Genomic DNA, 25172 nt, shown 5'->3' on the forward strand with positions numbered 1-25172 from the left:
TAGTTCGTCTGTTGTAAGATGGGTGTAGGTCATTTGTACTCACTCCTTAATAATTCTTTGGTCGGAACTATTTTGAGTGTAGCACAAATGATCTTTTTAGTTGTCTAGCTTAATTTTACAATCGACGTATCTATAAAATTTATTCTTATTATATAGCTAATTCCACAGCTACATTTGAATATGAAAAACCAAATGAAGCATAATTTTCGAAGGAATTAAGAAACGAGTTAAACTGCTTACCTGGATTTATTGCTTATACCGATAATGATATATGTTTAGGATACGCCTATGCCTCGAAATACTCTTATGAAAAAGCTTATGAGAAAACAGTAAGGCTAACTATTTATATGAATCCGCATCATCATCAAAAAGGGGGAAGTTCAAAATTATATGATTATTTAGAACAGGCTTTAACAGACCAAGGTATTATTCAAATGTTAGCATCTATCACAGCAAGTAATTTAGCAAGCTTAAAATTTCATAAAAAGAGCAATTTCATAGAAATTGCACGTTTAGAAAAATTGGGATTTAAAATGGGGGAATGGCATGATGAAGTATTGATGCGAAAACAAATTAACCCCTATAAAAATTTTTGATTTTCTACTATTTTTTTATAAATTTGTACTAATTTGAACCATCCGTTTTTTGTCTTAACCAATATATCTATCTGTATTTTCAAAAAAAACTATAAATTAAGTAAAAAAAACTTTCAGTATCCCATACTAATACGAAAGTATTGTAATAATTAATCTGATGTTAATCTGAATGGTTGGCACTTGCTTATAGTCTTTAGAGACGCACTAAAATACAAGTAAATCTATTATTTTAATACTCGGAACTTTCCCTGCTTTATTCAATATAATCCCAAGTTAATTCTTCTGCCTCATATTCAGCATCGCTCTCATCCAACCAACATACTTGATTATTTCTTTTCTCAAAAAAAGATTGACATTTTTTTGAAATCTAGTATATATTCCCTGATCCAAAAGAGCGCTCAGATTTATTTTGAGGTCTCTTAGTAGTTCTTAAGCATTTGCTTTTTTTCTCTTAAAACCAATCAGATTCAACATAACTTGGTTTATGCTAAGCTGTTTTTATTTGTTAAAATAAGTAGCAAGTATACGTCTAATTTTGAGAGGTGATCAGGATGATAATAGAATCTAAACTAATTGAGCAGCCATATTCAGGCAAATACAAAGAGACAATTTTTGATGTAGAGAGTAATTGGAATTCATCTGATTGGACTTATGTTGAATTTATAGAAAAAGATTTTAATACGTGGTGTGGAGTCTTTAGAGGCGCACCTAGAGGGATTTCTTTTTCTAAAAAACACAAAAGTATATTGATTCTTACTTCAGATTATTTATATGAAATGAACAGTCTTAACAGTACTCTTGTTGATTATGAAGCCAATGAGGTATATAAAAATCTAACAGTAGACGAAATATCGGGAGATTTTCTAATTTCAGATGAGTATAAAATTGAGATAATTCAATTGCCACTAAGTAATAAGGTATTAATTGAAAGTCCAATAGAAATGGATTTAATTGAGTTCACATCTTGGTCTAATAATAAATTAAAAATAGCTTGTAGTGAGCTTACAAATTGGGATAACCAGTTTTATCTAGAATTAGATCCTAAATTACGCAAAATAAATATATTGAATTCTGAAATTAAAAAATAGTTATTTAGCACATCACTTAACATAAACCCATCTATCCCAATATCTATTAATTCTATGGTTTTTCAAGGTTTCTGAGAGATTGATCACCTAAGGTAGAATGTATACGTTTTGTGTTATAGTAAGTTTCAAACTATTTAATTTCTCCCATTTGAGCCTGATCGATATCTCTGAATGGAGTACCATTGATCAGCTCTCTTTTTTTCTTTTAATAGAAAATCTAAAACATGCACTAAAAAACATACCATCTAATCAGTTTATAAATAATTTGGATAAAAAAATCAAGACCTTAAATATTCTAAAAGGTCTTGATAACATCTATCGTATTGATACGTCCTAAGGATCTTTAATACAAAAGGCATTATTTCCTGCATCAGAAACCTAAAATAATACCAATGTATCTCCTTTGAAAATTTGAAAAGCTTTGGTTTTTAGATTCGCTTCTAAGCGAACTTGTTCAAGCGTCTCAAGATTCGTTCGCGTAATGTGTATTGTATTCTCTGAAGGTGTTTCTACTTCAATTGATCCAGATAAATCAAATGCAGATTCTGTATTTCGAAATTTTAGAAGCTTCAACAAGTTCTGAACGATCGGCTGCTCTACCTGATTGGCAATCTCTACTAGGTCATAATAATGACGGTTTATATTCCGACCTTCTTTGGTTTGTTCCAACAACTCTATATCATTCTCTCCAGCAAGCAAGCCAACATAATAGACCTGTGGAATACCTGGGGCAAAACATTGCACCGCGCGCGCCAATAAATAACTTGCATCATCATTTCCTAAGGCACTGTAATAAGTGCTATTGATTTGATAGACGTCTAAATTATTATAGTTAGCAGTTGAGTATATTTTTTTTACATTCGCACCAATCTGATATAATTTTTCAGAAGTATATACCAACTCTTCATCTGCCAAAATATCTTTTGCATCAACAACGCCGATTCCATCATGTGTATCTAAAGTAGTAAATTGTTTCATTGGACTTTGACGAAGCCACGCTGCCAACCGTTCACTTTTCCCACTATATAAGGAATATAAAGTAACCATGGGTAGCGCAAAATCATAAATAAAGTAATCATGCTTTGCAATTTTATGTTGAATCGTAAAGTGCTCATGAATCTCTGGAAGCAAATCTACTTTATACTTGATTGCTTCTTTTTCCACAAATTTTAGCAGATCCCATATTTCTGGTTCAATAAAGAAATCAGATGTACCCAATTTCTTTATGGCATAAGCGAATGCATCTAGACGGATCAACGAGCATCCATGACTCGCCATCTCAGAAATGGTCTTTTTTATAAATGTTTTTGTAGTATCGCTTGTGACATCTAAGTCAATCTGATCCTCTCCAAAAGTGTTCCAGACCTCTGCTGTCTGGCCATCTGAAAAGGTCACTTTTTGAAAAGGAGCCTTATCTTTTCTTTTATATATTAAATCAATATCCTCTTTGGTTGGACGACCGACAGGAAAGAATTCATCCTTTAGAATAAACATATCTTTGTATGCTGAATCTAAGTGCTTTTCTTGAAAATCTCGAAAAAAAGGAGATTCTCTTGAAATATGATTAATCATAAAATCAAACATGAGGTAGTACTGATCACCCAAAGCTTCAATGTCTTCCCACGTACCAAACCCAGAATCCACTGTCGTATAGTCCCTCGGTGAAAAGCCCCGATCACCAGAAGAAGGGAAGAACGGTAATAGGTGCAGACCCCCAATTGCTTCGGAAAAATAACGATCTAATACCACAGTTAACTCAGATAAATTCTTGCCTAAACTATCTGCATAAGTAATCAACATTACCTTATTATTTATTCCCATTAAAGGTCTTCTCCATTCGTTGCAATCACTTTTTGATACCACATAAAGCTATCTTTTTTATAGCGTTTCATTTCTTTCAAGTCAAATTCGTCACGATCAACATAAATAAATCCATATCTTTTTTTCACGCCAGAATGTGTACTGACAAGGTCTATCGCTGACCAAGGACAAAAACCAAATACTTCAACACCATCGGATATCGCTAGTTTCATTTCAGCAATTTCATTTTTTAAATAGTGAATGCGATAGGTATCGTGAACCTTTTTGTCCTCTGTCAACTCATCAAACTCACCCAATCCATCTTCAGTAATCATGATGGGTAATCCATATCTTTCATACACACTCCGTAATGTTGCTCTAAACCCTACAGGATCTATTTCCCAATTAAAATTAGTTCTTTCTAAATAAGGATTGTACTCGGCTTTATACACGCCCTTTTCTCCTAATTCAATCTGCTGATCGCCATCATCCGGACCGACTACTTCATCTGTAAAAGAACTGTGAGATGCGGTGGATGTATTATAATAATTAAATGCGATAAAGTCAGGTTTCCCAGCTTTGAACACAGCGATATCTTCAGGTGTAATTTTTGGCGCATACCCACGGTCTCTCAGGTAAGAAAGAGCTATAGGATTATAGCGACCATAAACTGCCACATCCAAATATAACCAATTTCGAATCGCGTTCAAATTTTGAGCTGCAATAAAATCTTTAGGATTCGATGTCGCCGGATAGACTTCTGAAATATTGGGTGCTGGACCAATTTTGGCATGCGGGCACAAATCATGGCACAACTTCATTACCTTTGCTTGAGCAAGAAGCATGTAATGATTTTGTTGATATAAGTCTTTTTTAACATTCGATACCTTTTCATTGACCGTACCAATAGCTGCTCCATGAAGAATCATCATATTTTGCTCATTTATAGTCAACCAATAGTTTACTTTATGGCCTAGTTTTTCAAATAATACCCTCGCATAGTGCACAAAAGCTTCCGAAGTTTTAGGGTTACTCCATGCGCCTATTTGATTCAAAGCATCTGGTAAATCAAAATGATACATTGTCACAATTGGCTCGATTCCATGCGCCAGACATTCATCAATTAATTGACTATAAAATTCAATTCCTTTTTGATTCACTTCTCCGGTACCATTTGGAATAATCCGTGTCCAAGCAATTGAGAAACGGTATGCTTTAAATCCCATTTCGGCAAATAATTGTATGTCTTCTTTATATCGATGGTAGTGGTCACTCGCTACTTTAAAATCAGTCGTACCTGGTGTGACATCTTTGGTATCTTGAACGGATAAACCTTTCCCATCGATATTATAAGCTCCTTCAACTTGATAGGCAGATGTTGAGCCTCCCCACAAAAAATCTTTGGGGAAAGTGGCATATTTTTGATATTCCATCTTTATTTCTCCTTCGCTTCAATCAATAAATTCATCTTATCTACTTTCTTTATGAATGGAAAATACATAGCAAATGACAAAGCTAAAATGATAACTTGTGATAAGGCCATACGCCACCCACCTAATAAAAATCCAGAAATAACCGCAGGTGTTGTCCATGGAACAGTAACCCCACTAAACGGTGGTACCAATCCAAAGTAAATAGCGCCATACATTAATACACCGACTAATGTTGGTGTTAAGACAAAAGGAATAAACAAAAACGGGTTCATAACAATCGGCGTTCCAAAAATAACTGGTTCATTGATATTAAAAATTGAAGGAACAAAAGATAATTTCCCTAGTTCTTTTAGTTGTTTAGATTTCGCAAAAAATGCCATAAACAGCACTAACCCAAAGGTAGTTCCTGTGCCTGTTAAGTTAATAAAAATAGCTGTAAATTGATCTGTTACAATAAATGCACCATTTGAAACAGTTAACGCTTGTCCACTATCAACAAGTGCTTGATTCGCCGTTAAATTCGACAGTAACAAAGCACCCATGATACCTGTCACAATGGAACCTCCATGGACACCAAACCACCAAAAGATAGTAGCAATTGTACAATACAAAATGATGCCAAATAGAGAATCAGTTACGCCTTGCATTGGGGCTTGAATCATTTGATAAATAAACTCAATAAACGTCGTATCAAACGAAGCAAAAACTTGATATACAATAGTTGATCCTGCAATTAATACCGCTCCTGGTACCAACGCTGCAAACGAACTAGCTACATTTGTTGGTACTCCTTCTGGCATTTTAATCGTAATTCCAGACTTGATAAACCAACTATAGACAGCACCTACAATTAAACCAATGATGATTGCTCCAATCATCCCTTGACCAGAAGTCCAAGATTTATTAACAATATTTGAAACCACATCACCGCTTTCAGACAATACTGTACTTCTCAGAGTAATCAAAAAGCAAACAAGTCCTAAGAATCCGGCAGAAAGTGGTTCTACTTTCTCATTTTTTGCATAGGAATAGGCAATCCCTACAACTGCAACAATCGCGCTTATATTAAATGTTGCTCCACTAACTTGGTTAAACGCTTCCATCCAACCCAATTCATTGATAATATCTACAACCGGTTGATAAGGAAAGCTGGAAATCAATAAAAAAACTGATCCAATCATTAATAGTGGTAAAGTAAATAATATCCCTTCTTTTAGTGCGACTATTCCTTTCATATTGACAAATTTCAATGCTTTTGGTACTACTTTCTCATTCATAAACATAAATAATTTCTTTTTCAATGATATCGCTTCCTTTCTTAAATATAGTTTATAATAGTTTTAAAGAAAGCGGAACCGATTCCCTGGCTATTGTAATTTATTACATCAAAAAAAATAAAAGGAATGAATATAATGTTTACCATTGAACAAATCAATCGTTTTAGTGAATTAGAAATCATGATTTACAACTTCATTATCGAGCATCCTAAAGACGTTGCGAATATGTCTATCCAAGAATTAGCTAATCACACACATGTCTCAACAACTACTATCTTAAGATTTTGTCGTTCACTTGGTTATACTGGTTATTCTGAATTCAAATTACAATTGTCTTATTCTCAAAATAACAAAGAATTGGTTTCTCTTCATTCGTTTTATCAAGATATGTCATTCTTAAACAAATATACTGAATCGGACTTTCAAAAAAAGATTGAGGAAGCCGCAACAATTCTTCAACAATCAACTGGGATTATTTGGTTAGGATTTGGTGCATCTGCTGGAATTTGTAAATATGCGGCAAATTATTTTGCAAACACTGGAAAAATAAATCTTGTGATCGATGATCCCTATTTTCACAGCAAAGTTCCTCTTTTTAGTGGAGCGACTTTGGTCGTTCTCTCTGTTTCAGGTGAAATTGATAATACTATACGTATTTTACAACCCTTAAAAGCAAAAGATATTACCGTCCTCAGCATCACGAACTATGATCAATCAACATTATCCAAAATATCTGATTACGTTCTTCCCTACTATATAACTTATAATAAAAATAATGAAATTGACATGACCACTCAATTACCTGTCATGCTCATTATTGAAATGTTAGGCAATAAGTTGATGGAACAAAAAGCGCATTAACGCTTCTAGTCAAAAGTATATGGTCCTATTTAACGCAACAGTAAATACACACCTTTCTTTGTCTACGTATTGAATTTCTTGATGCAATCTGTCTAGGAAACAGAATACCTTTGAGCACTGAACAACAAAAAGCCAGACCTCTTCGCAATCGGTCTGGCTTTTTCACGTGAATTATTACTGAAAAACATGGCAAAGTCTAAGATAACTACTTCACCAAAATCTGATCTCCCACCATGATTTCAGGTGGGCAATCTGGTTCGATGACTACTGAGCCAGGGAGGTCAGCACCATCTGTTTCTCGAAAATACAAAGAAACATGTCCTAGTTCATTCAAACTTTGGTTCGCGTGCTCGCCGACTTTTTTGATGTGATAGGTCATCGTGCCAATCACTATTTGGCCGCCTTCGCATAATTGTGGTGCCTTTCCTTTGATGCCATCATGGACAATGGAAATCTCTTGGAGCTCTGGAGTAGCTTCCGGTCCAAAGAGAATGATGATTCCTTCTTCTAAAAAATCATCTACCAAAGAACCGATTGAGGTGATCGTCCATTTGCTCATCACTTTCCCCTCTTTTCTACTTGGATGATTTGAATGTCGTATTTTGTAACTGACGCAATTGCCATACCGTTGTACTTTGGTCTAAAGTCACATCTTCCTCTGTGATGAATGTGCCAGCAGAAATAGACCGTTTGGCCACGACTGTACCAGAAATCAAGCCAATGGGAATATGTCCATTGTCGGTCATGTCTTGGTGGGTTTCTAACACCCCACGTACACAATAGCCGCCAATCCCATCTAATATCTCTCCAGCGGCGATGTCTTTCTTTACAACAGCAACGGTTTCAGAGATAGGTCCGCCTTGTGGTACGATAGCATGGTCTTGTTGCAAGACTGCTTTGGCAATTGTTAGTGGTGTTTCTAAACTTGCTAAATGATATGGTCGGTAGAGAATGTGATGATCTCTTTGCCCTTTTTTCATGAGATAGTTCAGCTCATTTGAGACTTCTTGGTTTTGCCCTTTCACAATCACGAAGACGCCGGGTGCAAGTCCATCGACATACTCCACCACTCCGAATTGACTAAGTACGCCACCATTTGTTTGTAAATCAAGATCCGCTACTACCGTATCCAAATCACCTGATAGACCATGCATGCCGGTTTTATCTGGCACATAGCCAATCGCATTGGACAGTAGATTCATTTCTGCCATTGTTTTGGTTCCATCTTGGAAGGCAGCTAGCATATGTGCCGCCATATGTTTTGACTCTGCTTCTTTGGCTGCTGTCGTTGGATTGGCATGGATTTGCAAGGCATTGTTTTTGCCTTTGCCGGCAACCAACACTTCCATGCCCATCGAACGCGCAAACTCAAAAAGCTCGACAATAGCAGCTGGTTCATCTCCATCTGAACCGGTATACACTAAGTCAGCGCTTTGGTAAAGCTGATGCATCAATGGGCCAATCGTGATATCGACCTCGACATTCAGCAAAACCAAATGCTTTTTAGCCATTAATGTTTCTAAGGCTATTTTCGCACCAACTTCCGGTACACCTGTCGCATCCACGATGACTTCTGTCTGGGGATCATGGATGATTTCTTTGTAATCAGAAGCAATCATTACACTATGCTTGTCTTCTGACGAAGCCGTATATAATTCTTTTGCGTGACGTGCTTGATCTAGAAATAAATCACTGATTCCTGTGACTTGCATGCCTGGAATCGATGCGATTTGCGCAATCATCCCTCTGCCCATTTGTCCTGCACCGATTACGCCAACTTTGATTGGATTGCCAGCTGCTTGGCGTTCAATTAATTGTTGATAAAGTGTCATGTCTATTTCCCCCTATTGTTTGTCGATTTACTTCTCTTTTCACTTGTTCTCTCGCCTGTGCTATGGCTTTTTGTTCTGTTTTACTAACTGATTGACATGGCGACAGATAGGATTCTCCGTGCCATTCTGGTAGTTCTTTGAATCGTGCAAACATACTAATGCCTCGCATAGCTTGCAGACAAACGACCTTCTCATTTTCATCGACCACCAACAATACGATTGTGGATCGAATAAGTCCCTTATGCTGGCCAATTGCTAGGTAGCCTGTTTTGTATTGCGCCTGTGTTTGTTTGATATGCGTTTGTATGTTACGCCATTGCCATGCAGTCATAGAGATTCGCATGGACATGACGACGAGTATAACGATGATGAATGGCATTTGGCTCATTTTTCTTCAGCCAATAGATTCACTATCCGCTTGGCCAAAATTCTTGGTGAATTGGCAAAATTACCGTATGTGGATCCCGCAATATGTGGTGTGATCGTCAGGTTGTCCAGTGACAAATATGGGTGATCTGCTGGCAAAGGTTCTTGTTCAAAGACGTCGATTGCAGCTCCAGCAATCCTTTGGTTCTGTAATGCCTCAATCAGGTCTGGCTCACTAATTAGTCCTGATCTGGCACTGTTGATGACAACTGCATTGGCTTTCATTTTGGAAAAATGTGTATGGTTCAACATACCTCTTGTTTCTTCGGTCAATCGATAATGCATCGATATAATATCTGCTTGCTCAATCAGATACGACAGCGATACTTGCTGATCGATTGTTGCTCCATTGTAATACGCATCATAAAAGATGATTTTTCCACCAAATGGTCGTAATAAATTGGCCACTCTCTGTCCAATCGCACCGTAGCCAATCAAACCAATCGTTGATTCTTTCAATTCAGGGGCCAATATACCGTTTGGATACGCTTTGACCCATTGATTGTCTTGTAATTTCTGATGTCCTCTGGCAATATTGCGTATTTCCGATAAAATCAAGCCAATAGTGAATTCCGACACACTGGTTTCGCTGCGCCCCGGGGTGTTGATTACGTGAATACCTCTAGACGCAGCATACTCGACAGCAACGTTCTCAATGCCAGCACGTAAGACACCTACACCCTTTACCTTTGTCGCTTTGTCTAAGGTAGTCTTTCCGATGGGTGCGAATTGAGTGATGATCCAGTCGTATTGGTCAATTCCTTCTAATAGGGCTTCTGGCAATGGAATTGCGTCACTTCCTTGTTGTTCCAATGTTATATTGTCTTTTTGCAGATTATCTAAAGATGAATGGTGCCACATCTTGATATCAATGTCGAAGCCGGCTTCAACTAAGTCGGTTAAGCCGGCTTTCATCATTTTGGGATCGATAAATAAATCGGCGATAGCCAAACATTTCATTTCCCTTCCTCCTTCTCCTCTGGTTGATTCATCACAACGGAGACACGAAAACTACCTGGGGTACTGGCACAGACAAAGGCTTCATGGATTTGCCCCAACGGAAATTGCTTCTCCACTAATTTTGATACATCCACACGTTTGGTATTTAGCAAGAAGGCGGCAGTTGCAAAGTCCGCCAATGTTGATCCATACGTGCCAACCAGCTCTAACCGCCGATAATGGATTGTGTTGGAATCAATCTCCATCTCCGGTGCGGGGTAACCTGCAGCATATAAAGAGATTTTGCCGTCTTTGGCTTTAACCATTTGAAGGGCTTGATTATTGGCAATCGTGGCACCCACTGCGACAATCACTACATCTGCCCCCCGCCCATTGGTTCGATTCTTTACTGCTTGAATGGGATCTTCTGCGTTGGCAGTGATGGTTTCGAATCCCATGGCTTGTGCGGTAGCTATTTTTTTGGGCATAATTTCTGAGACAATGACTCGGGCACCAAAAGCTCTTGCTGTCTCAGCATTCAATAGCCCCATTGTGCCACCACCAATGACAACAACTGTATCAATACCGCCTCTCAAGCGTAACTTGTTGAGATTTTGGACAACGGAAGACAACGGTTCTACAAAGGCTGCTTCACTAGGCGATAAGTCAGTATCTAATTTGACGAAGGATTGCGCTTTACGGACAAAGTAATCTGCAAACCCGAAGATCCCATAGTACGTACCTGAGTAGTTTTTGCCAAATTGTTGAATATTTTCGCAGCCTGTGACTTCCCCTTGCTTACAGGCTTGGCAATACCCGCAATAATCATAAACCACGGCTACGCGATCGCCGATATTGAAGGTGTCTTCAACTGCCTCGCCTTTGGCCATCACAATGCCGGTACATTCATGACCACCTGCCATAGGATAGCCTTGGTGTTCTCGTAATCCTTGCCATTGTTGATAATCCGTTGTGCAGATATTGCACACCTCTTGTTTCACCAAAAGTTCATCTGGCTGAATCTCTGGCAGAGGCAATGTCCGTACTTCCATCTTTCCCTGCGCAACCAAACAACCAAATTGACATGTTTCTGGCAACATCATCTTCATCTCCCTCGTTCTTTCTTCTTGTCATGCTACAACCCAATAGAAAATAGATAGGCAATGCCCACGGCCAATGGCCCTGTGATCAACCTTGAAAACAATACAGCAGGTACGCCGGTCGTAATCGTCTCCGGTTCTGCTTCTCCTAAGGTCATTCCAACAGGCGCAAAGTCACAACCAACTTGTGAATTGATAGCAAACAGCGCTGGCAAGGCATAATGAGGCGGAATATTCCCATTGGCTATTTCAGTACCAATCAGCAAACCGATGACTGCTGCGATGACTGCCCCAGGCGCCAATAACGGTGATAGGAAAGGCAGACTGGTAATAAAACCTAAGACAACTAATCCAAGAAGGCTGCCAGCTAACGGAGAAAGTCCCACAGCTATCCAATCGCCAATACCCGTATAATTGATAATACCGATCAACGTTGCGACAAAAGCCATAAACGGCAAGATATTGGTCATGACCGTATCTATGGTTTCCCGACCTGCTTGATACATGATATTGATGAACTCCCCTGCGATTCGACCGATTTTGTCAATGAAGCCAATCACACCTTTATTTTTGACGGGCTGTTCTTCTGCTTTTACGGTCACTGTTGTTTCAGATGTGTCAATTGCTGGGGTTTTACTTGTGTCCTCAGGTTGATGCAGGTTGCTTGGTTCGCCTTCGATCGTGATGCTTTCCAGATCATTGATGGTTGTTCCCGACACAAAAATATCTTCTGTCATAAATTTAGCCAATGGTCCCGAGGGCGCTTGAAGTTTGACATTGACTGTTGGAATCCGCATCCGCGGGTATGTACCGCATCGAGCCGTTCCACCACAATCTATAACTGCCGCAAGTGTTTCTTCTTTAGCTACCGGATTTTTGAAGGCATCAACGGCCGTCGTATGGGTCATTTCTGCTAACTTGTGGGCAACCGGATGGATCCCACCTCCCGTGACACTGATGACATATTTCTTTTGTTCGTCTGGGATAACGGTCAATGGACCGCCCCAGCCGCCTTTTCCTTTGTGAATCTTTACTGCTCTAACCATTCATTCTCCCCCTTAAGCAACTGCTTGTTTCTGATTTCGCCGGGCCAACAGTTGGGCAATCTTCTCGGTGATCATGCCGCGAATCAAAATAATGACAAAACCGGCTAACAAGTAGCGCAAAGCCAATTCGCTTTGGTTTGCAACCTCGCCAAAACCGGCGGCTACACCTAAGTACACAAATAATTCAGCCGAATTGGCATGAGGAAAGAGACCAACAATAGGGTGCAACATAGACACAGTGGCATCATAGTACCCCGCCTTGTGCTCTTCTTTGAGAAAACGGCCAAATGTATAACACATCGGATTGGTAAGGAAAAAGCAAGCAAGAAACGGAATCAAGGTGTAACGTAAAAAGAAGAACTTGGTGCATTTCTGCATAAAACCAAATACACGGTCTTCTCCAATAATTTTAACAAGAGCATTGACGAATAATATCAAGGTAATCAGCAAGGGAATGATACCAGTCAAGAAACCCATAAAGGTTTCTGCCCCGGATTCAAACATGCCAATAAAATGGTCAGATAATGTGACTAAAAAATCCATTTCGTTCCTCCTTCTTAGATAAACTGCTGTACTGTGCAATCAAACGAATAGAAACCAAAAACTGCCCTTCTTTATCTAGGATCAGAAGATTGATCCCGATGCTTATTTCAGCGATAGGTGGCACAAGTTGGTGCGACGTGTATATTTTCAAATTATACCTATGCCTTGGTTCAACTATGACTGCCTATTTTCGTGCCACCTATGTGCTTTGCGGTCTCAGTAGTTGGCAGCTGCTGAGACTAGAAAAGACGTTGCGGTACTGCGCTGGTACCGAGGGTATACCCATCATTCATTTCAAATCGTCTATCCTTTATCAAACAAAGCAAAAAGGCACTGGACGGGTGTCCAATGCCTGTGAAATAGCGAAATAAGCGTATAGCAGCACGTATTTTTTTCACGAAAAAGGTGGAAAACCACTAGAAATGAATCCGCTTTTTCGGTACAATAAACACGTTGATGCCTACGGGTATCAACTATGGCAACTTGATTGGTCATTCCGGTATAGTTGGTGACTAGTCAGGGCTTCGTATAGGTGCGCCAACACCTTACGAAGTGCCTATTTTTTTGGTTTCTATTCGCTTACTAGTTTATCTGAAAGCGGTTTAGGTTTGCAAGGGGAACATTTGCGGTGAGGGGTTTAATAACATGGGGATTGGGGTGCATATATAAGGGAGGGGTAAAAATAACAAAAAAATCTGCACAGCGGTTGGGCTTTGCAGATTTCCATGCTTTATTCTACTTCTTCACTGCTTTGTGTCAAAAACTCATAATAATTTGGTTCTACTGGATCTTGTAACTTAACTCTAATTCAACTACATTTTTTAGCTTTCCATCGGTCGTAGGTTTTTGTAATTGCTGAATCGTTTCTTCAATTGGTGTTAATTCACCTAAATAATAGAAGTCTGTTTCATTGTCTTTATTATTATATTTTCGCTTAATAAATAAATGAATATGCCAGTCATCTGCATTTTTTAAAATCTGAACTTCTTGTGAAGCCAATGTTCTTGGTGATTTGGTGAACCATTTGAAAGTACTCTCATCAATGAACTCATCTTCATACGCCATTAATGAACCTTTAAAGTCTTTTCCTTTATGCAGTGTAACGAATATAGCGAAATGTTGATTGCTATGAGTATAACCACCTATAATCTGTTCATTATATTTAAACTCCATATTTAACATTCGTAAAACATCTTTTCGCCGATACTTCTCATAAAGGTTAAGCGGCTTGGTTATATCATATCGTTGCGATTTGGCTAATCCAGTATCTACCAAGTCTTTCAATAATTTAAGGAAATAAGGATTCTGACGGTATGATTTGAAATTATCTGTAACCGCTAATCCCCGATCAGTTAATGTAAACATTCTCGAAGCTAGATAGCTTTTCCTAGTTCCTTTTTCGTAGAAAGAAAGATCTAAAACATGGACTGCTGATTCGATCGTGTCTTTCGTATAATACACATTCAGTCCATCAAACAGCTGCTTCATTTCAGAAAATGTTAAGTTATTTCTTTCTGTATTTATGAATTGGTCAATAAGCAACAATTCATGAGGTCTAATCCCTAGCAACAGTTCTACTGAAACGAACCGTAATGCTAAGTTCTCTGCTTCTGATATTTCACCTTCGGCTTCACCTATTTTTTTCAAGAAATGATAATACGTTTTTTCTTTCCCGCTGATAATTAATGGATCAATGCTATCCATTTTTTCAAAATCCAGTAGATAGGGTACACGATTTAAGCGATGTTTAGCTTTGTAGAAGCTATCCTTCAAATCCGCTAACGTATTTAAGCGCACTTGATCAATTGATTTGAATATACGTTCTTTAGCTACTTTTTCGAAGTTAATGGAAGATAATCCAGAAATATAAGTGACATCAACAGTATCTCTACGAATGTTATTTTTGTTTCTAGAATTGTCTCCCGATAATGCCATTGGAATCATATAGTTATTTTTATAATTCCCAATGAAATCAATGACGGTCACAAACTCTTTGGACGGATGTTTTCTTAATCCTCGTCCAAGTTGCTGGATAAAAATAATGCTTGATTCGGTATTTCTTAGCATCACTACTTGATTAATTTTGGGTATGTCTATCCCTTCATTAAAAATATCGACTGTAAAGATATAATTTATTTTGCCATTTTCAAGTTTTTGAACCTCTTGCTCACGTTTTTCTAAATTGTGATCGCCAGTAAGATAGGCACTTGGAATCCCCCTTTGTGTAAATAGTTCTGCCATTCTCTGTGCTTCTTCTTTACGACTACAAAAAACTAGCCCTTTCGGTACATTACCTGAGCAACCATAATAGTCAATTTTTTGAATTAAAAAATCAACTCTTTCCTGATCCATCAAATAATTCAAATCAGATGTTTCGTCAATAACATGACCATCTTTTTCATAATCGGTAACGCCAAAATAGTAAAAAGGACATAGCATATCTTCTTCTAATGCCTGCTGTAGACGTATCTCATAGGCAATATTATAATCGAATAATTCAAAGATATTAAACCCATCAGTCCGTTCAGGTGTCGCTGTCATGCCTAACAAAAATTCCGGCTGAAAGAAATCGATTGTTTTCCTGTATGAGCTGGCTCCAGCTTTATGGACCTCATCAATTAATATATAGTCAAATGCATCGGCACCTAATTCGTTTTGATAACTATCTTTAGAAATAGTTTGAATTGTTGCAAACAAATATTTAGCCGACGTATTTTTTGAATTGCCTGATAAAATACCAAAGTCTGCATCATCACCACTGATAATTTTTTTGAACGATGCCATTGCTTTTGTTAAAATTTGTTCTCGATGTACAATGAACAGCATACGCTTCGGACTAAATTGATGCACATCAAAGCCGGCAAGATATGTTTTACCTGTACCTGTCGCTGAAATCACTAATCCTCTTTTAGCGCCGGTTTGTCTTAACTCTTGTAGATTATTTAGCGCTTGCTTCTGCATTTCATTTGGGACCACATAAGGTGGGTATGATTTTTGTTGAATATCCTCAATCCATTTTGTTACTTTAAGACCCTGATAATTTTCTTCAAAGTTTTCTACCCATTAACGGGTCAAGGGAACAGCCGCTTCCCATTCTTGAATCAGATGTTCTTCTATTGTTGAGATCATCTCACCATTATCGTTGGAAGTAAGTTTGACGTTCCACTCATAATTTAATTTTAAAGCGGACATTGTTAGATTTGAGCTACCGATAATAAAGGTTTTATGGTCTTCTTTATCAAATAAATAACCTTTAGAATGGAAACCTTTTTTAGGTGAGATTCTTACTTCGACATTGGGAATGTTTAGCAGCGAAGCAAATGCTTTCGGTTCATTGAAACCTAGATACGTTGATGTTAAAATTTTTCCAGCAATTCCTCTTTCTGCTAAATCTGCAAGTTGCGCTTTGATTGCATTTAGACCATCTTGTGTAATAAAAGCAACTGAAATAAAGAAGGACTGACAGCTATTCATTTCTTGGTGTAACGTCGTTAATAAATAGTCTTTTTTTTCAGGATTATTCACAATAAATTTCGGATTCAGTTTGTCACTTGCTATTGTCTTATCGATGAATGCTTTTTGCAGTGCCCGCTCTAAATACTCCATTTTATATGCTCCCTACATCATATCTCATTAATTTTTCAACAGTTGGCACATCTGCTGGTGCCCATTCTACTGTCTGCAATTCTTCAGGTGATAGCCACTTTACTTGTATGTGTTCTGTTAATTGTGGCTCTCCTTCATCTAATGCACAAATAAAGGTAGTTAGATTGACGAAACCAAAATCATATTCATAACGACAAAATTCAAAGTCTTCCTCTTGAATGCTTACTTGTATCCTAAGCTCTTCTTCTAACTCACGTCTAAGCGCTTGCACTTTAGTTTCATCTTGTTCGATCTTGCCACCAGGAAATTCCCACAGGTTCGCTAATGATCTTTCAGGTCCTCTTTGACAGCATAAAATCTTCCCATTTTTGATAATGATCGCACCAACTACATGTATTTCTTTTTTCATATATAACCCTCTTATCTTGATAGTATTCTTCTTATTAGGATCGCATAAAAGTTCAAATGAGGCAACAAGTTAATTCATGGCTAATATGTAATACACTATCATTTTGAATGCAAATTTATTTCCATTTTTAGTTCACAAAAAATCAGGCCCAGTTTCATTTTAGATATCAAAAAACATATCGTTCTCTCTTACGATTAAATCACGACAAAATAACCAACTAAGAGGACGATATGCTATATGAATGATTCTATCAAAAAATTGTTGAGGATGACCGATACAAATTTTTATCTTTTCTTTTTCACAAGATATATCCTTTTTCTTTAATTTGACACATAAATTTTTCCATTGGATCAATAATTAAACAAAGATGTATTCCATAAATCCATGTATTATTAGAGGTCTTTTAAAATTAGTTTAATGCCGAAAAAAGACAATATACATGCCATAATTAAATATCTAGCTGCATTAATACTCATTCTTATATTGTACTCCGTTGTGGGCATATCTTCAAAAGAACGAGGCTCAATAAAGTTATTTAAAAATATTAGTATCAGCACACCAACAACTAATAATAGAATTCCTATTGTTTTTTTCATTAAGAAACCTCCTCAGGTCTATTTATATACAAATTTTTTACTAAATGAAACACCATAAGCTTTTTTTATAGTCCCAGTTCCTTGTTTACTCCATTGGAATGAATTCCAGGGCATCTTATGAACATCAAATGTCTTCGTTTTATAAACTGTCTTAGCAATTAAAGAACAATTCTTAACTTTTTTCTTTCCAACTGTTTTGGGTACTGTATACGGACCGCCAATAATTGAAATTGATGTACTACCAGTAACACTCCATCCTACTTCCCCAGAGATTAATTTATTACTTGCTCCAAACTTCGCACTTACCGTTGTGGATACTGACTTTGTTTGATTTATAGACAATGGAATATCAGGTTCACCTACTGCTATAGCAATTTGCCCTCCGGTATAATTAGAACCAGATTTCACATTATTCACTTTATACCTGGTGACTCCAGCTCTAGTTTGTATACTTTCTTCTGCACTTTCATCAGGTGATAAGATCTCATCAGTAGCTAATTCTGGATTGATAACTACTAATTCATCAATGTTCTCATTATTTAAAAAATCTTGAACTATTTCTTTTTCATTTACTTTAAAATCTTCATTGGTAACAAGAATCTGATGTGAATCACCCACGTTTAACTCTTCTGCACTAGCAAGGTTTACGCCAAATATGAATAGTGATAAACCAAACAATAAACTTAATTACGCCATTTTAATAAATAAAATCTTCCTTCCTTGTTTGATGAAACAAATATCTCATGATTTTACTATTTTTATAAGCAATCATTGGTTTACATGGTGTCAATCAGAGAGCGCACATCTTTGATATCACTTTTTACTTGTATGTGTTCTGTTAATTGTGGCGCTACTTCACCTAATACACAAATAAAGGTCGTTAGATTGACGAAACTAAAATCATATTCATTACGACACAATTCAAAGTCTTTCTCTTGAATGCTTACTTGTATTCTAAGTTCTTATGCTAACTCACGTCTAAGCGCTTGCACTTTAGTTTCATCTTGTTCGATCTTGCCACCAGAAAATTCCCACAGGTTCGCTAATGGTCGCGCCAACTACTTGTATTTCCTTTTCAGATATCCCTCTTAACTTGAGAGTATTCTTCTTATTTAGAATCGCATAAATGTTCAGATGAGGCAACAAGTTAATTTAGAGTTAATTTGTACTATACTAGCATTTGGTTTCAATTTCCAAACAGCTGTATCCGCTCTTCCACTTTTGTCACAGTAAAAGAAACTGTTGACCAAACTGGACCAGCCTCAGCTTGAACATTTACTTCGAATGCAATAACCATAAAAATTGTTAATGTCAGTCCTACAAAAACTGTTCTAGGAAATTTCTTCATAAATAAACCCTCCTATTCCTTTGATACTCTCAATATATATATTCTTTTCAAAATTTGTATAGCACAAATCTGTTTATTCGATAGTAACTAAACCTGCCCATGTAGCCTTAGTGGGCTTTGTATTTTGAGATATATTCATAAAACGTACTCGACAAACCCTTCCCGTCCCACGTATTGTATTGGAATTTTTAGGACCTGCATTAACAATGAGGACACTACAACATCCCTATGCTTGAAAAACAAGGTGGAAGTTTTAATCATCTTGAATTGAAACAGAAATTATCTATTGTAATTTTTTTCACAATAAAGTATATTTTTATTATCTAAACTAAAAACGAGGTGCGTTAATGAAAAAGAAAACTTGGTTGAAGGGTATGATTGGAATGATGAGTATATCTGTAATTTTGTCAGGATTTCCTGTAAATTTGTTTGTTCAGCATGAATCTGGTGAATCAATCCTTGAAAGTGTTGCTTTGGCAAGTGATATTTCAGAGGAAGTTGTTGATGTTCCTACAGATATGGAAATAGAAAGCTTAGCAAAGGAAAAAATAGAAGCATTATCTTTAGAAGAAGATGTTTTTCAGGAAGATTTGGCTACAGCTTTTTCGGAGTATGATTCTGATGAATTTGATATACAACAAATGAATTCTGAACAAGAAGCGATTTTAACAAATCTTGTAGTACAAGAAGCCGATAAAATAAATTTGCCTACCGAAGAAGATAAGGACTCATATGTTCAAGTAATGCTAGATTTTTATGATTCGTCAAGTGAGGTTTATCAAGATATAGAAGCAGGTTCGAAAGTTTTGTTGGAAGAAATTGATGAAAATCACTCGTCTCCTCTAGATCCTATTACAGGTGAAGATGTTTTGGCGGCTTCTCATGGATGGATTTCTAGGAGTTTACTAGCTTCTGTTACTAACACAACAATTACTCTTATTGTTGCTGGTGCTGGCTTTGGTACAATATGGAGTTTTATAAAGAAAAAAGGAGTATCATATGTCAGAAATTATTTTAAGAGCAGAGTAAAAGCGCGAATAATTGCTTGGTTTGGTGCAGCTGTTGGGGTATATGCAGTTTATATTTGGGATTTTCTTATGACTGTCTTAGATCCAGGAGCAAAATTTGCGAAGTGGTTAGATGCACGAGATAAGATCCGTAATAACGGTTGGATTGAGTTGTGGTAGTTATGAAAAAATTCAAGAAAATATGGTTAGTAGCTGTGGTTCTTTGGTTTATTGTCGTAACATTTGTAGATTATTTTTTTGGACATTCAATACGTGCAAATTCTTGGTTTGTTCTTGTTTTTTCAATTGTGAAAACAACAATTATTTTGATCTTTTTATACAAGTTAGTAAGTGACAGACCTAAGTAAGTGAATTAACGAAGGATTCAAGACTTTGCTATGGTCGGGGATGTTGCACCTTTCTTACAAGCTAGGACGTACCGAGTTACTAGAAACGTTTGAGGTAACTGACCCAGATAGTACTGAAAGTATAGAAACGAAGCCGTTTGCTCAATTACAACAAAAGGATCAGCTGCAGTCTTTGTTAGACCACCAACAAAAACTTCTCGATCAGGAACATTTCTCAGACGGTTTAAATAAAGAATCGAAAAGTAAAATTTTTTTAAACTTATTAGAAACACTATGAGCGGCGTTATGAATTTGATCCAACGATCGTTACTGACTGCAAACACAAAATTATTCGGATCGCATAAAAGTTCAGATGAGGCAACAAGTGAATTCAGACTAATTTGTACTAAACTGTCATTCTGAATGCAACTTTATTTCCGTTCATAGCACAAAAAAACATGAGCTCTTCACTCGCTCATGTTTTTTATTTACCTACTAATCTCACCTTGCCACTCAGACATCCCGCCTAAAACATTCACCACTCGAACGCCTTCACTGCTCAAATAACTACAAGCCTGCGACGAACGCCCGCCGGACTGGCAAACGATATAATACGTTTTATCCTTCTCAAATGAGTCGATTTCTTCCACCAATATACTCAATGGCCGATTGATTGCCTGGGGTATGTGTCCTTCTGTAAATTCATCGCTTTCTCGTACATCGATGATCGTTAAAGGTGTTTGTTTGCTTTTTTGATAAAATGCGTCATTGCTGATTGATGGGAACATTTTTGCCACTCCTTTATGTCTTGTGGCTTTATTTAACAGGTGAAGTGGCTTTTTGTCAATTGAACTGCAATAAACCACATCGCTGGATGTGGGTTTGCTTGTTTCAGTAATGATCTTTTGCCGAGTAAATAAAAATTGTGTCATTTTCAACTTTATAAATCAGCCGGTGCTCATCTGTAATTCTTCTGGACCATTTTCCAGATAGATCATATTTTAGTGGTTCTGGTTTTCCTAGAAAAGGGTATCCACGCCTTACCTTTCCATCTCTGCCTCAATTAAATCATGTGTGGTAAATTCACCTTTATTGTACATTATATTCTACGCTAAAGTAAGCGACCTTTTTCTATCTCTTCCTTGAATCATTTTTTCCTATCATAAAGCCAACATTCCCCACAACCACAACGCCACCCAACACCAGCATCAACACAGCCCCGCCATAAAACAAGCCTGACTGGTGCAAGAAAGGAAATAGATGTTGCAGATAGGCGATTGTGAGTGGTGTGGCAGCAGTCCCGATATTGAAGAAGATCAGCAGCAGCGCTGTTTGAGCTGTGGCTTGTTGACTCTTTTGGTTGACTTCATTAAAGACATACGGGACGAAGGTTCGGAAGGAGAAGCCGCATAGGATGACTGCGAGAGAGGCGATCCAGAGATTTGGTGCACGCGCTAAAAGCAGGAGCGCTATGCTCATTCCTAAGAATGACACGGGAATCGTCCATTCCTTAAAGATACGGACTGTTTTGCCGAATACCATGCCGGCTGTCATTGCACCGAACCCGATGAACGCCAATAAATTACTACCATCTGTTGCATCCCCGATCGCTTTATCATAGAGCAAGCCCGTGACCTTTACCGCAATCGACATATAGACAGTCACTGCCAGAAAAAGCAAGATCAGATAATAGATCAGTGTCCGATCAATCGTTGGCCCTGTCTTGGCTTCTTTCTCATTGGATGTGGTTGGTCTGATGTCAGGTACAAACAAACCAAATAGAAAAAGAATTGGTATGGCTAGGGCGTAGACCATAAAGGAATAGCGCCATCCAGTGACCAATAATTGGCCAACCAAAAAGGTGATCAGCATCCCACCAATACCTTCAAAGGCACTTTGCAATCCAATGACTGTCGCCAGATGACCGCCCGAATATAAACCGGCAGCTATCGTATAAAGCAACGGATTAAATAGCCCCACGCCAACGCCAAAGAGGATCCGGCTTAAGAAAAGACTAGTGAAGGAGGTTGTCACCATTGGCAGTAAGCCTGCCAGACAGACAATGCCAATCCCTACTTGGACAGTTCGTTTGTAGCCGATGCGTTGCGCGACTTTGGGACTGATAAGAATGGTTAAGATAATAAATAATGAAGGGATCGTTGTCAAAAGTTCGATCAACGTTTCATTAACGGTAGGATAAGCCTGAGCGATCGCTGGGATATTTCCGGCGATCGCCCCTGCTGAAACAACCAATAAAGAAACGGACAATAAAGAAATCTTCCTTAGTTGCGCCATTGATTATTCGAAGATTTCTTTTGCCAATGCAAAGGCACTCCAAGCTTTTGGCCAGCCTGCGTAAAAAGCCAAATGTGTGATCAGCCCAACGATTTCGTCTTTGGTCACACCATTGGTTTTTGCGATCGTCAAATGTGCCTCCAGTTGTGGGGCACCCATTGCCAAAAGTGCCGCACAGGTGATCATACTTCTGTCATGGGCAGACAAGGTGTCTTCTTTTGCCCAGACTTCTCCAAATAAAATATCATCGTTCAATGCTGCAAATTGTGGGGCGAATTCGCCTAGTTGCTCTCTGCCAGCTGTTTGTTTTTTCATCATAAATCTCTCCTTCTTATTTGTCTAAGTTGTTGTACCATTCATCTGTGACTGGTTCCAACCATTCTGGGGTGCCTGCGGTGATCGCGATATGCGTGAACCAGCTATCCTTTGCGGCACCATGCCAATGTTTGACGCCATCATGAGTGGTAATGACATCTCCAGCTTGTAAGAATTGCGCTGGTTGACCTGCTTCTTGGTACCAGCCTTCTCCCCCTGTGACGAGGAGTAATTGGAACCCATCATGATGAATATGCCAGTTGTTGCGGCAGCCTGGTTCAAAAGTCACGTTGCCGACACCAACATTGATTGCTGGATCAGCGATTAGGCTTTGCAAGTAGCTTTGCCCGATAAAATATTGTGCATAGGCATCATTTTTTTCTCCGATTGGGAAGATCAGACCGTCTTTTACTTCTTCATGTTTGCTCATATTACTTTCCTCCAGTATGTTGATTTCGCCCTACAAAAAAAACGAGAGGTACGATGTATAGCATCATCGTACCTCTCGTTTCACTATTCGTCTAATGCTCTTTTTAGATCATACTATGCTTTGAAGGCATGTTTGAAGCGCGTAATGATTTCTTGCACTGCAGGTGTTTGCATCCGTTCTTTCCACACCAATAGACAGTTTGTCTGGATCGCTGGTTCCATGGGAATAAACACGGTATGATCAGCTGCTCGTTTCGTCACAGCACCTTCAATCGTTAAGGCGATTCCCACGTTATGTTCAACCAATGGCAAAGTATTGAACAATAAATTGAAATGGCCAACGATCGAGAGCTGTGCCATTGGCACACCAGCCCACGAAGCCAGTAACCGCTGCACTTCTTCTCTATTGGAACACAGCAACGGCAGTCCTTGAATATCTGCTGGCGTCAACTGGTTTTTGCGTGCAATGGGCCAATCTTTTGACACTAAGAACCCCCATGTTTCTTCTCGTGGCAGCTTTAATACATGGACATTTGTCAAGGATGCTGGTTCCAGTAAGACAGCTAGATCCAACAATCCTTTGTCGAGTTTGTCACTGATATCATCACTAGTGCCCGTCACCAAGTTGAAGGTGACTTTGGGGTAATCCTTGACCATTTCTTCCAGCATCATGGCAACAGTGTCCGAATTATCTGCTTCCACACAGCCGATGGTCATCACGCCTTCAAGCTGCGCCTGCTTCCTTTCAGCAAAGTTCTGATCTAATTTATCACTAAGAAGAATCAACTCTTCTGCCCGCTCTTTGAGAAAAAGGCCATCCGGCAATAAATACAGCTGGTTCTTTTCTCTGCGAAACAACGGCACGCCCAAGGTTTCTTCTAACTCGCGAATCTGACGACTCAAGGTAGGTTGTGTGATATTCAATAGTTTCGCTGCTCTTGAAATATTGCCTTCTTGGGCAACTGTCCAAAAATAACGTAAAAGTCTGATTTCCATCCTGTGCCTCTTCTTTTTTTATTTTTACTATAGCAGATTTATGGGGATAATGCGCTATCGACTTTTTTCAAGGTTTATCGTCTTGAAATCTACTTTATACGTACTGATAATAGACAATTATAAGGCAAATAATCAAAGCCAAAAAAACGACAATGACCTTTGTTGTGCTTTCTAGACTATCTGTCTTCATTTCAAACTTGGCCGGTCTAAAAGTAGGATTCAAGGTTTTCGTCTGATAGTCAACTGAACTAGAAAAGAAACTATCTGAAGGAATCATAAAAATGAACATCACGCCATAGATAATCGCTGCAAAAATGAATGGGCTGAAATCAAATATATGACCAACAATCAATCCAATAATCATTGGCACACCTATATATAATATGGTTCTGAGTAGGATCAAATAGCTTTTTTTAATATTAACTCCCCCTTTTTTATTTCACTCAAAAACAAATTCCCTCTTATGGTCATTCAATCCGTCAACATACGTGACAGCCATCACGATTCTTCCTGCGGCTTCCTCGAAATCAACGACTTTAAGCTCGAGTGAATATTTTTTTGTATTGCTATCGATATACCCAACGATTGTCTGAGCTTGACCATTGATCATCAAGGATAGACTACTCTCACCGCTGATCTCGTTATCAGGGATAGCTGCTTCTGCAGAATGGATTGTATCGCTGTGATATATGGTTTCTTCTCCATTTTGATACTGTCTTGTCAGGGTCATCGACTGTTGAATCGTCCCTTGCGCATTGATGATCGACAGGTCTTTTTTGGGGTGAGTGAGAAAGAAAACAGCTGCGCCTAAGACAATGATGAGCCCACAAAATAATACGCCGATTCCAATCTTTTTCTGGTTGCTTGTCATAATACTTGTCAT

At 38.2% G+C, this 25172-nt stretch carries 27 protein-coding genes and 2 pseudogenes; 4 read left to right on the forward strand and 25 right to left on the reverse strand.

Going from position 1 to position 25172, the window contains the following annotated elements; all coding sequences use genetic code 11:
• Positions 1-248: 248 nt before the first annotated feature.
• Together AEQ18_RS00005 and AEQ18_RS00010 are read left to right on the forward strand one after the other, a co-directional pair.
• Positions 249-596 (forward strand): GNAT family N-acetyltransferase, encoded by a 348-nt coding sequence (locus tag AEQ18_RS00005; protein WP_082348556.1) that lies wholly within the window; start codon positions 249-251, stop codon positions 594-596.
• 551 nt (positions 597-1147) lie between these two features.
• Complete coding sequence (locus AEQ18_RS00010; protein WP_054114318.1) at positions 1148-1684, forward strand: hypothetical protein; 537 nt, start codon at positions 1148-1150, stop codon at positions 1682-1684.
• A gap of 378 nt (positions 1685-2062) precedes the next feature.
• Here AEQ18_RS00010 and gtfA read toward each other — a convergent pair whose 3' ends face one another.
• From gtfA to AEQ18_RS00025, 3 genes are read right to left on the reverse strand one after another with little or no spacing between them, the layout of a single operon-like run.
• A complete protein-coding gene (gene gtfA / locus AEQ18_RS00015) occupies positions 2063-3505 on the reverse strand; it encodes a sucrose phosphorylase (protein WP_054114319.1) in 1443 nt (480 codons plus the stop codon).
• Entirely contained in the window at positions 3505-4917 is a 1413-nt protein-coding gene (locus AEQ18_RS00020) for a glycoside hydrolase family 1 protein (protein WP_054114320.1), read from the reverse strand. Before AEQ18_RS00020 ends, gtfA begins: the two co-directional genes overlap by 1 nt.
• A 2-nt stretch (positions 4918-4919) precedes the next feature.
• Positions 4920-6200, reverse strand: a complete 1281-nt coding sequence (locus AEQ18_RS00025; protein WP_054114386.1) for a PTS sugar transporter subunit IIC — start codon at positions 6198-6200, stop codon at positions 4920-4922.
• Between the two features lie 129 nt (positions 6201-6329).
• On the opposite strand from AEQ18_RS00025, the gene AEQ18_RS00030 reads away from it, so the two are divergent.
• On the forward strand, positions 6330-7055 hold the full coding sequence (locus AEQ18_RS00030; RefSeq protein WP_054114321.1) for a MurR/RpiR family transcriptional regulator: 726 nt from the start codon (positions 6330-6332) through the stop codon (positions 7053-7055).
• A 205-nt stretch (positions 7056-7260) separates the two neighbouring features.
• Here AEQ18_RS00030 and AEQ18_RS00035 read toward each other — a convergent pair whose 3' ends face one another.
• The 14 genes and pseudogenes from AEQ18_RS00035 to AEQ18_RS15280 all read right to left on the reverse strand — a co-directional run bounded on the left by AEQ18_RS00035 (position 7261) and on the right by AEQ18_RS15280 (position 18900).
• Positions 7261-7614, reverse strand: a complete 354-nt coding sequence (locus tag AEQ18_RS00035; RefSeq protein ID WP_054114322.1) for a PTS glucitol/sorbitol transporter subunit IIA — start codon at positions 7612-7614, stop codon at positions 7261-7263.
• Between the two features lie 16 nt (positions 7615-7630).
• Positions 7631-8887 (reverse strand): NAD(P)H-dependent oxidoreductase, encoded by a 1257-nt coding sequence (locus tag AEQ18_RS00040; RefSeq protein WP_054114323.1) that lies wholly within the window; start codon positions 8885-8887, stop codon positions 7631-7633.
• Positions 8862-9266 (reverse strand): transcriptional regulator GutM, encoded by a 405-nt coding sequence (locus AEQ18_RS00045; RefSeq protein WP_160316036.1) that lies wholly within the window; start codon positions 9264-9266, stop codon positions 8862-8864. The genes AEQ18_RS00040 and AEQ18_RS00045 overlap by 26 nt, the downstream gene beginning before the upstream one ends.
• Before the next feature lie 5 nt (positions 9267-9271).
• Positions 9272-10273: a 2-hydroxyacid dehydrogenase gene (locus AEQ18_RS00050; RefSeq protein WP_054114325.1), complete on the reverse strand. Its 1002-nt coding sequence runs from the start codon at positions 10271-10273 to the stop codon at positions 9272-9274.
• Positions 10270-11361 (reverse strand): zinc-dependent alcohol dehydrogenase, encoded by a 1092-nt coding sequence (locus tag AEQ18_RS00055; RefSeq protein ID WP_235505450.1) that lies wholly within the window; start codon positions 11359-11361, stop codon positions 10270-10272. The genes AEQ18_RS00050 and AEQ18_RS00055 overlap by 4 nt, the downstream gene beginning before the upstream one ends.
• Positions 11362-11387: 26 nt before the next feature.
• Positions 11388-12398, reverse strand: coding sequence for a PTS glucitol/sorbitol transporter subunit IIB (srlE, locus tag AEQ18_RS00060; protein WP_054114327.1), 1011 nt, complete (start codon positions 12396-12398; stop codon positions 11388-11390).
• Positions 12399-12410: 12 nt separating this feature from the next.
• Positions 12411-12941, reverse strand: a complete 531-nt coding sequence (gene srlA / locus AEQ18_RS00065) for a PTS glucitol/sorbitol transporter subunit IIC (protein ID WP_054114328.1) — start codon at positions 12939-12941, stop codon at positions 12411-12413.
• A 730-nt stretch (positions 12942-13671) separates the two neighbouring features.
• Positions 13672-16547 (reverse strand): annotated as a pseudogene (locus tag AEQ18_RS00070) (DUF3427 domain-containing protein).
• Position 16548: 1 nt separating this feature from the next.
• Positions 16549-16956 carry a (deoxy)nucleoside triphosphate pyrophosphohydrolase gene (locus AEQ18_RS00075; protein WP_054114329.1) on the reverse strand — a complete coding sequence of 136 codons (408 nt, stop codon included), beginning with the start codon at positions 16954-16956 and terminating at the stop codon, positions 16549-16551.
• A gap of 392 nt (positions 16957-17348) precedes the next feature.
• Positions 17349-17552: a hypothetical protein gene (locus AEQ18_RS00080; RefSeq protein WP_054114330.1), complete on the reverse strand. Its 204-nt coding sequence runs from the start codon at positions 17550-17552 to the stop codon at positions 17349-17351.
• 18 nt (positions 17553-17570) lie between these two features.
• The gene (locus AEQ18_RS00085; protein ID WP_152911850.1) at positions 17571-18170 is read right to left on the reverse strand and encodes a hypothetical protein; all 600 of its coding nucleotides are present in this window, start codon (positions 18168-18170) and stop codon (positions 17571-17573) included.
• A 158-nt stretch (positions 18171-18328) separates the two neighbouring features.
• A complete protein-coding gene (locus tag AEQ18_RS15835) occupies positions 18329-18472 on the reverse strand; it encodes a hypothetical protein (RefSeq protein WP_160316037.1) in 144 nt (47 codons plus the stop codon).
• Positions 18473-18514: 42 nt separating this feature from the next.
• Positions 18515-18610: an NUDIX domain-containing protein gene (locus AEQ18_RS15840; RefSeq protein WP_160316038.1), complete on the reverse strand. Its 96-nt coding sequence runs from the start codon at positions 18608-18610 to the stop codon at positions 18515-18517.
• 128 nt (positions 18611-18738) lie between these two features.
• Entirely contained in the window at positions 18739-18900 is a 162-nt protein-coding gene (locus AEQ18_RS15280; protein WP_235505451.1) for a hypothetical protein, read from the reverse strand.
• Between the two features lie 347 nt (positions 18901-19247).
• Between AEQ18_RS15280 and AEQ18_RS00090 the strand changes: the two genes are divergently transcribed.
• A complete protein-coding gene (locus AEQ18_RS00090) occupies positions 19248-20087 on the forward strand; it encodes a hypothetical protein (protein ID WP_054114332.1) in 840 nt (279 codons plus the stop codon).
• A 655-nt stretch (positions 20088-20742) separates the two neighbouring features.
• Here the strand turns inward: AEQ18_RS00090 and AEQ18_RS00100 are convergent.
• The 8 genes and pseudogenes from AEQ18_RS00100 to AEQ18_RS00130 all read right to left on the reverse strand — a co-directional run bounded on the left by AEQ18_RS00100 (position 20743) and on the right by AEQ18_RS00130 (position 25172).
• Positions 20743-21042 (reverse strand): rhodanese-like domain-containing protein, encoded by a 300-nt coding sequence (locus AEQ18_RS00100; RefSeq protein ID WP_054114334.1) that lies wholly within the window; start codon positions 21040-21042, stop codon positions 20743-20745.
• A 103-nt stretch (positions 21043-21145) separates the two neighbouring features.
• Positions 21146-21280 (reverse strand): annotated as a pseudogene (locus tag AEQ18_RS15285) (Txe/YoeB family addiction module toxin); the annotation flags it as partial.
• Between the two features lie 105 nt (positions 21281-21385).
• On the reverse strand, positions 21386-22549 hold the full coding sequence (locus AEQ18_RS00105; protein WP_054114335.1) for an MFS transporter: 1164 nt from the start codon (positions 22547-22549) through the stop codon (positions 21386-21388).
• Between the two features lie 3 nt (positions 22550-22552).
• On the reverse strand, positions 22553-22864 hold the full coding sequence (locus tag AEQ18_RS00110) for a carboxymuconolactone decarboxylase family protein (protein WP_054114336.1): 312 nt from the start codon (positions 22862-22864) through the stop codon (positions 22553-22555).
• 16 nt (positions 22865-22880) lie between these two features.
• Complete coding sequence (locus AEQ18_RS00115; RefSeq protein WP_054114337.1) at positions 22881-23294, reverse strand: cupin domain-containing protein; 414 nt, start codon at positions 23292-23294, stop codon at positions 22881-22883.
• A gap of 113 nt (positions 23295-23407) precedes the next feature.
• A complete protein-coding gene (locus AEQ18_RS00120) occupies positions 23408-24289 on the reverse strand; it encodes a LysR family transcriptional regulator (protein ID WP_054114338.1) in 882 nt (293 codons plus the stop codon).
• Between the two features lie 94 nt (positions 24290-24383).
• Positions 24384-24653 (reverse strand): hypothetical protein, encoded by a 270-nt coding sequence (locus AEQ18_RS00125; protein ID WP_054114339.1) that lies wholly within the window; start codon positions 24651-24653, stop codon positions 24384-24386.
• Between the two features lie 75 nt (positions 24654-24728).
• Entirely contained in the window at positions 24729-25172 is a 444-nt protein-coding gene (locus AEQ18_RS00130) for a hypothetical protein (RefSeq protein WP_152911851.1), read from the reverse strand.

This window comes from Enterococcus sp. RIT-PI-f, assembly GCF_001297065.1.
GTDB lineage: Bacteria > Bacillota > Bacilli > Lactobacillales > Enterococcaceae > Enterococcus_D.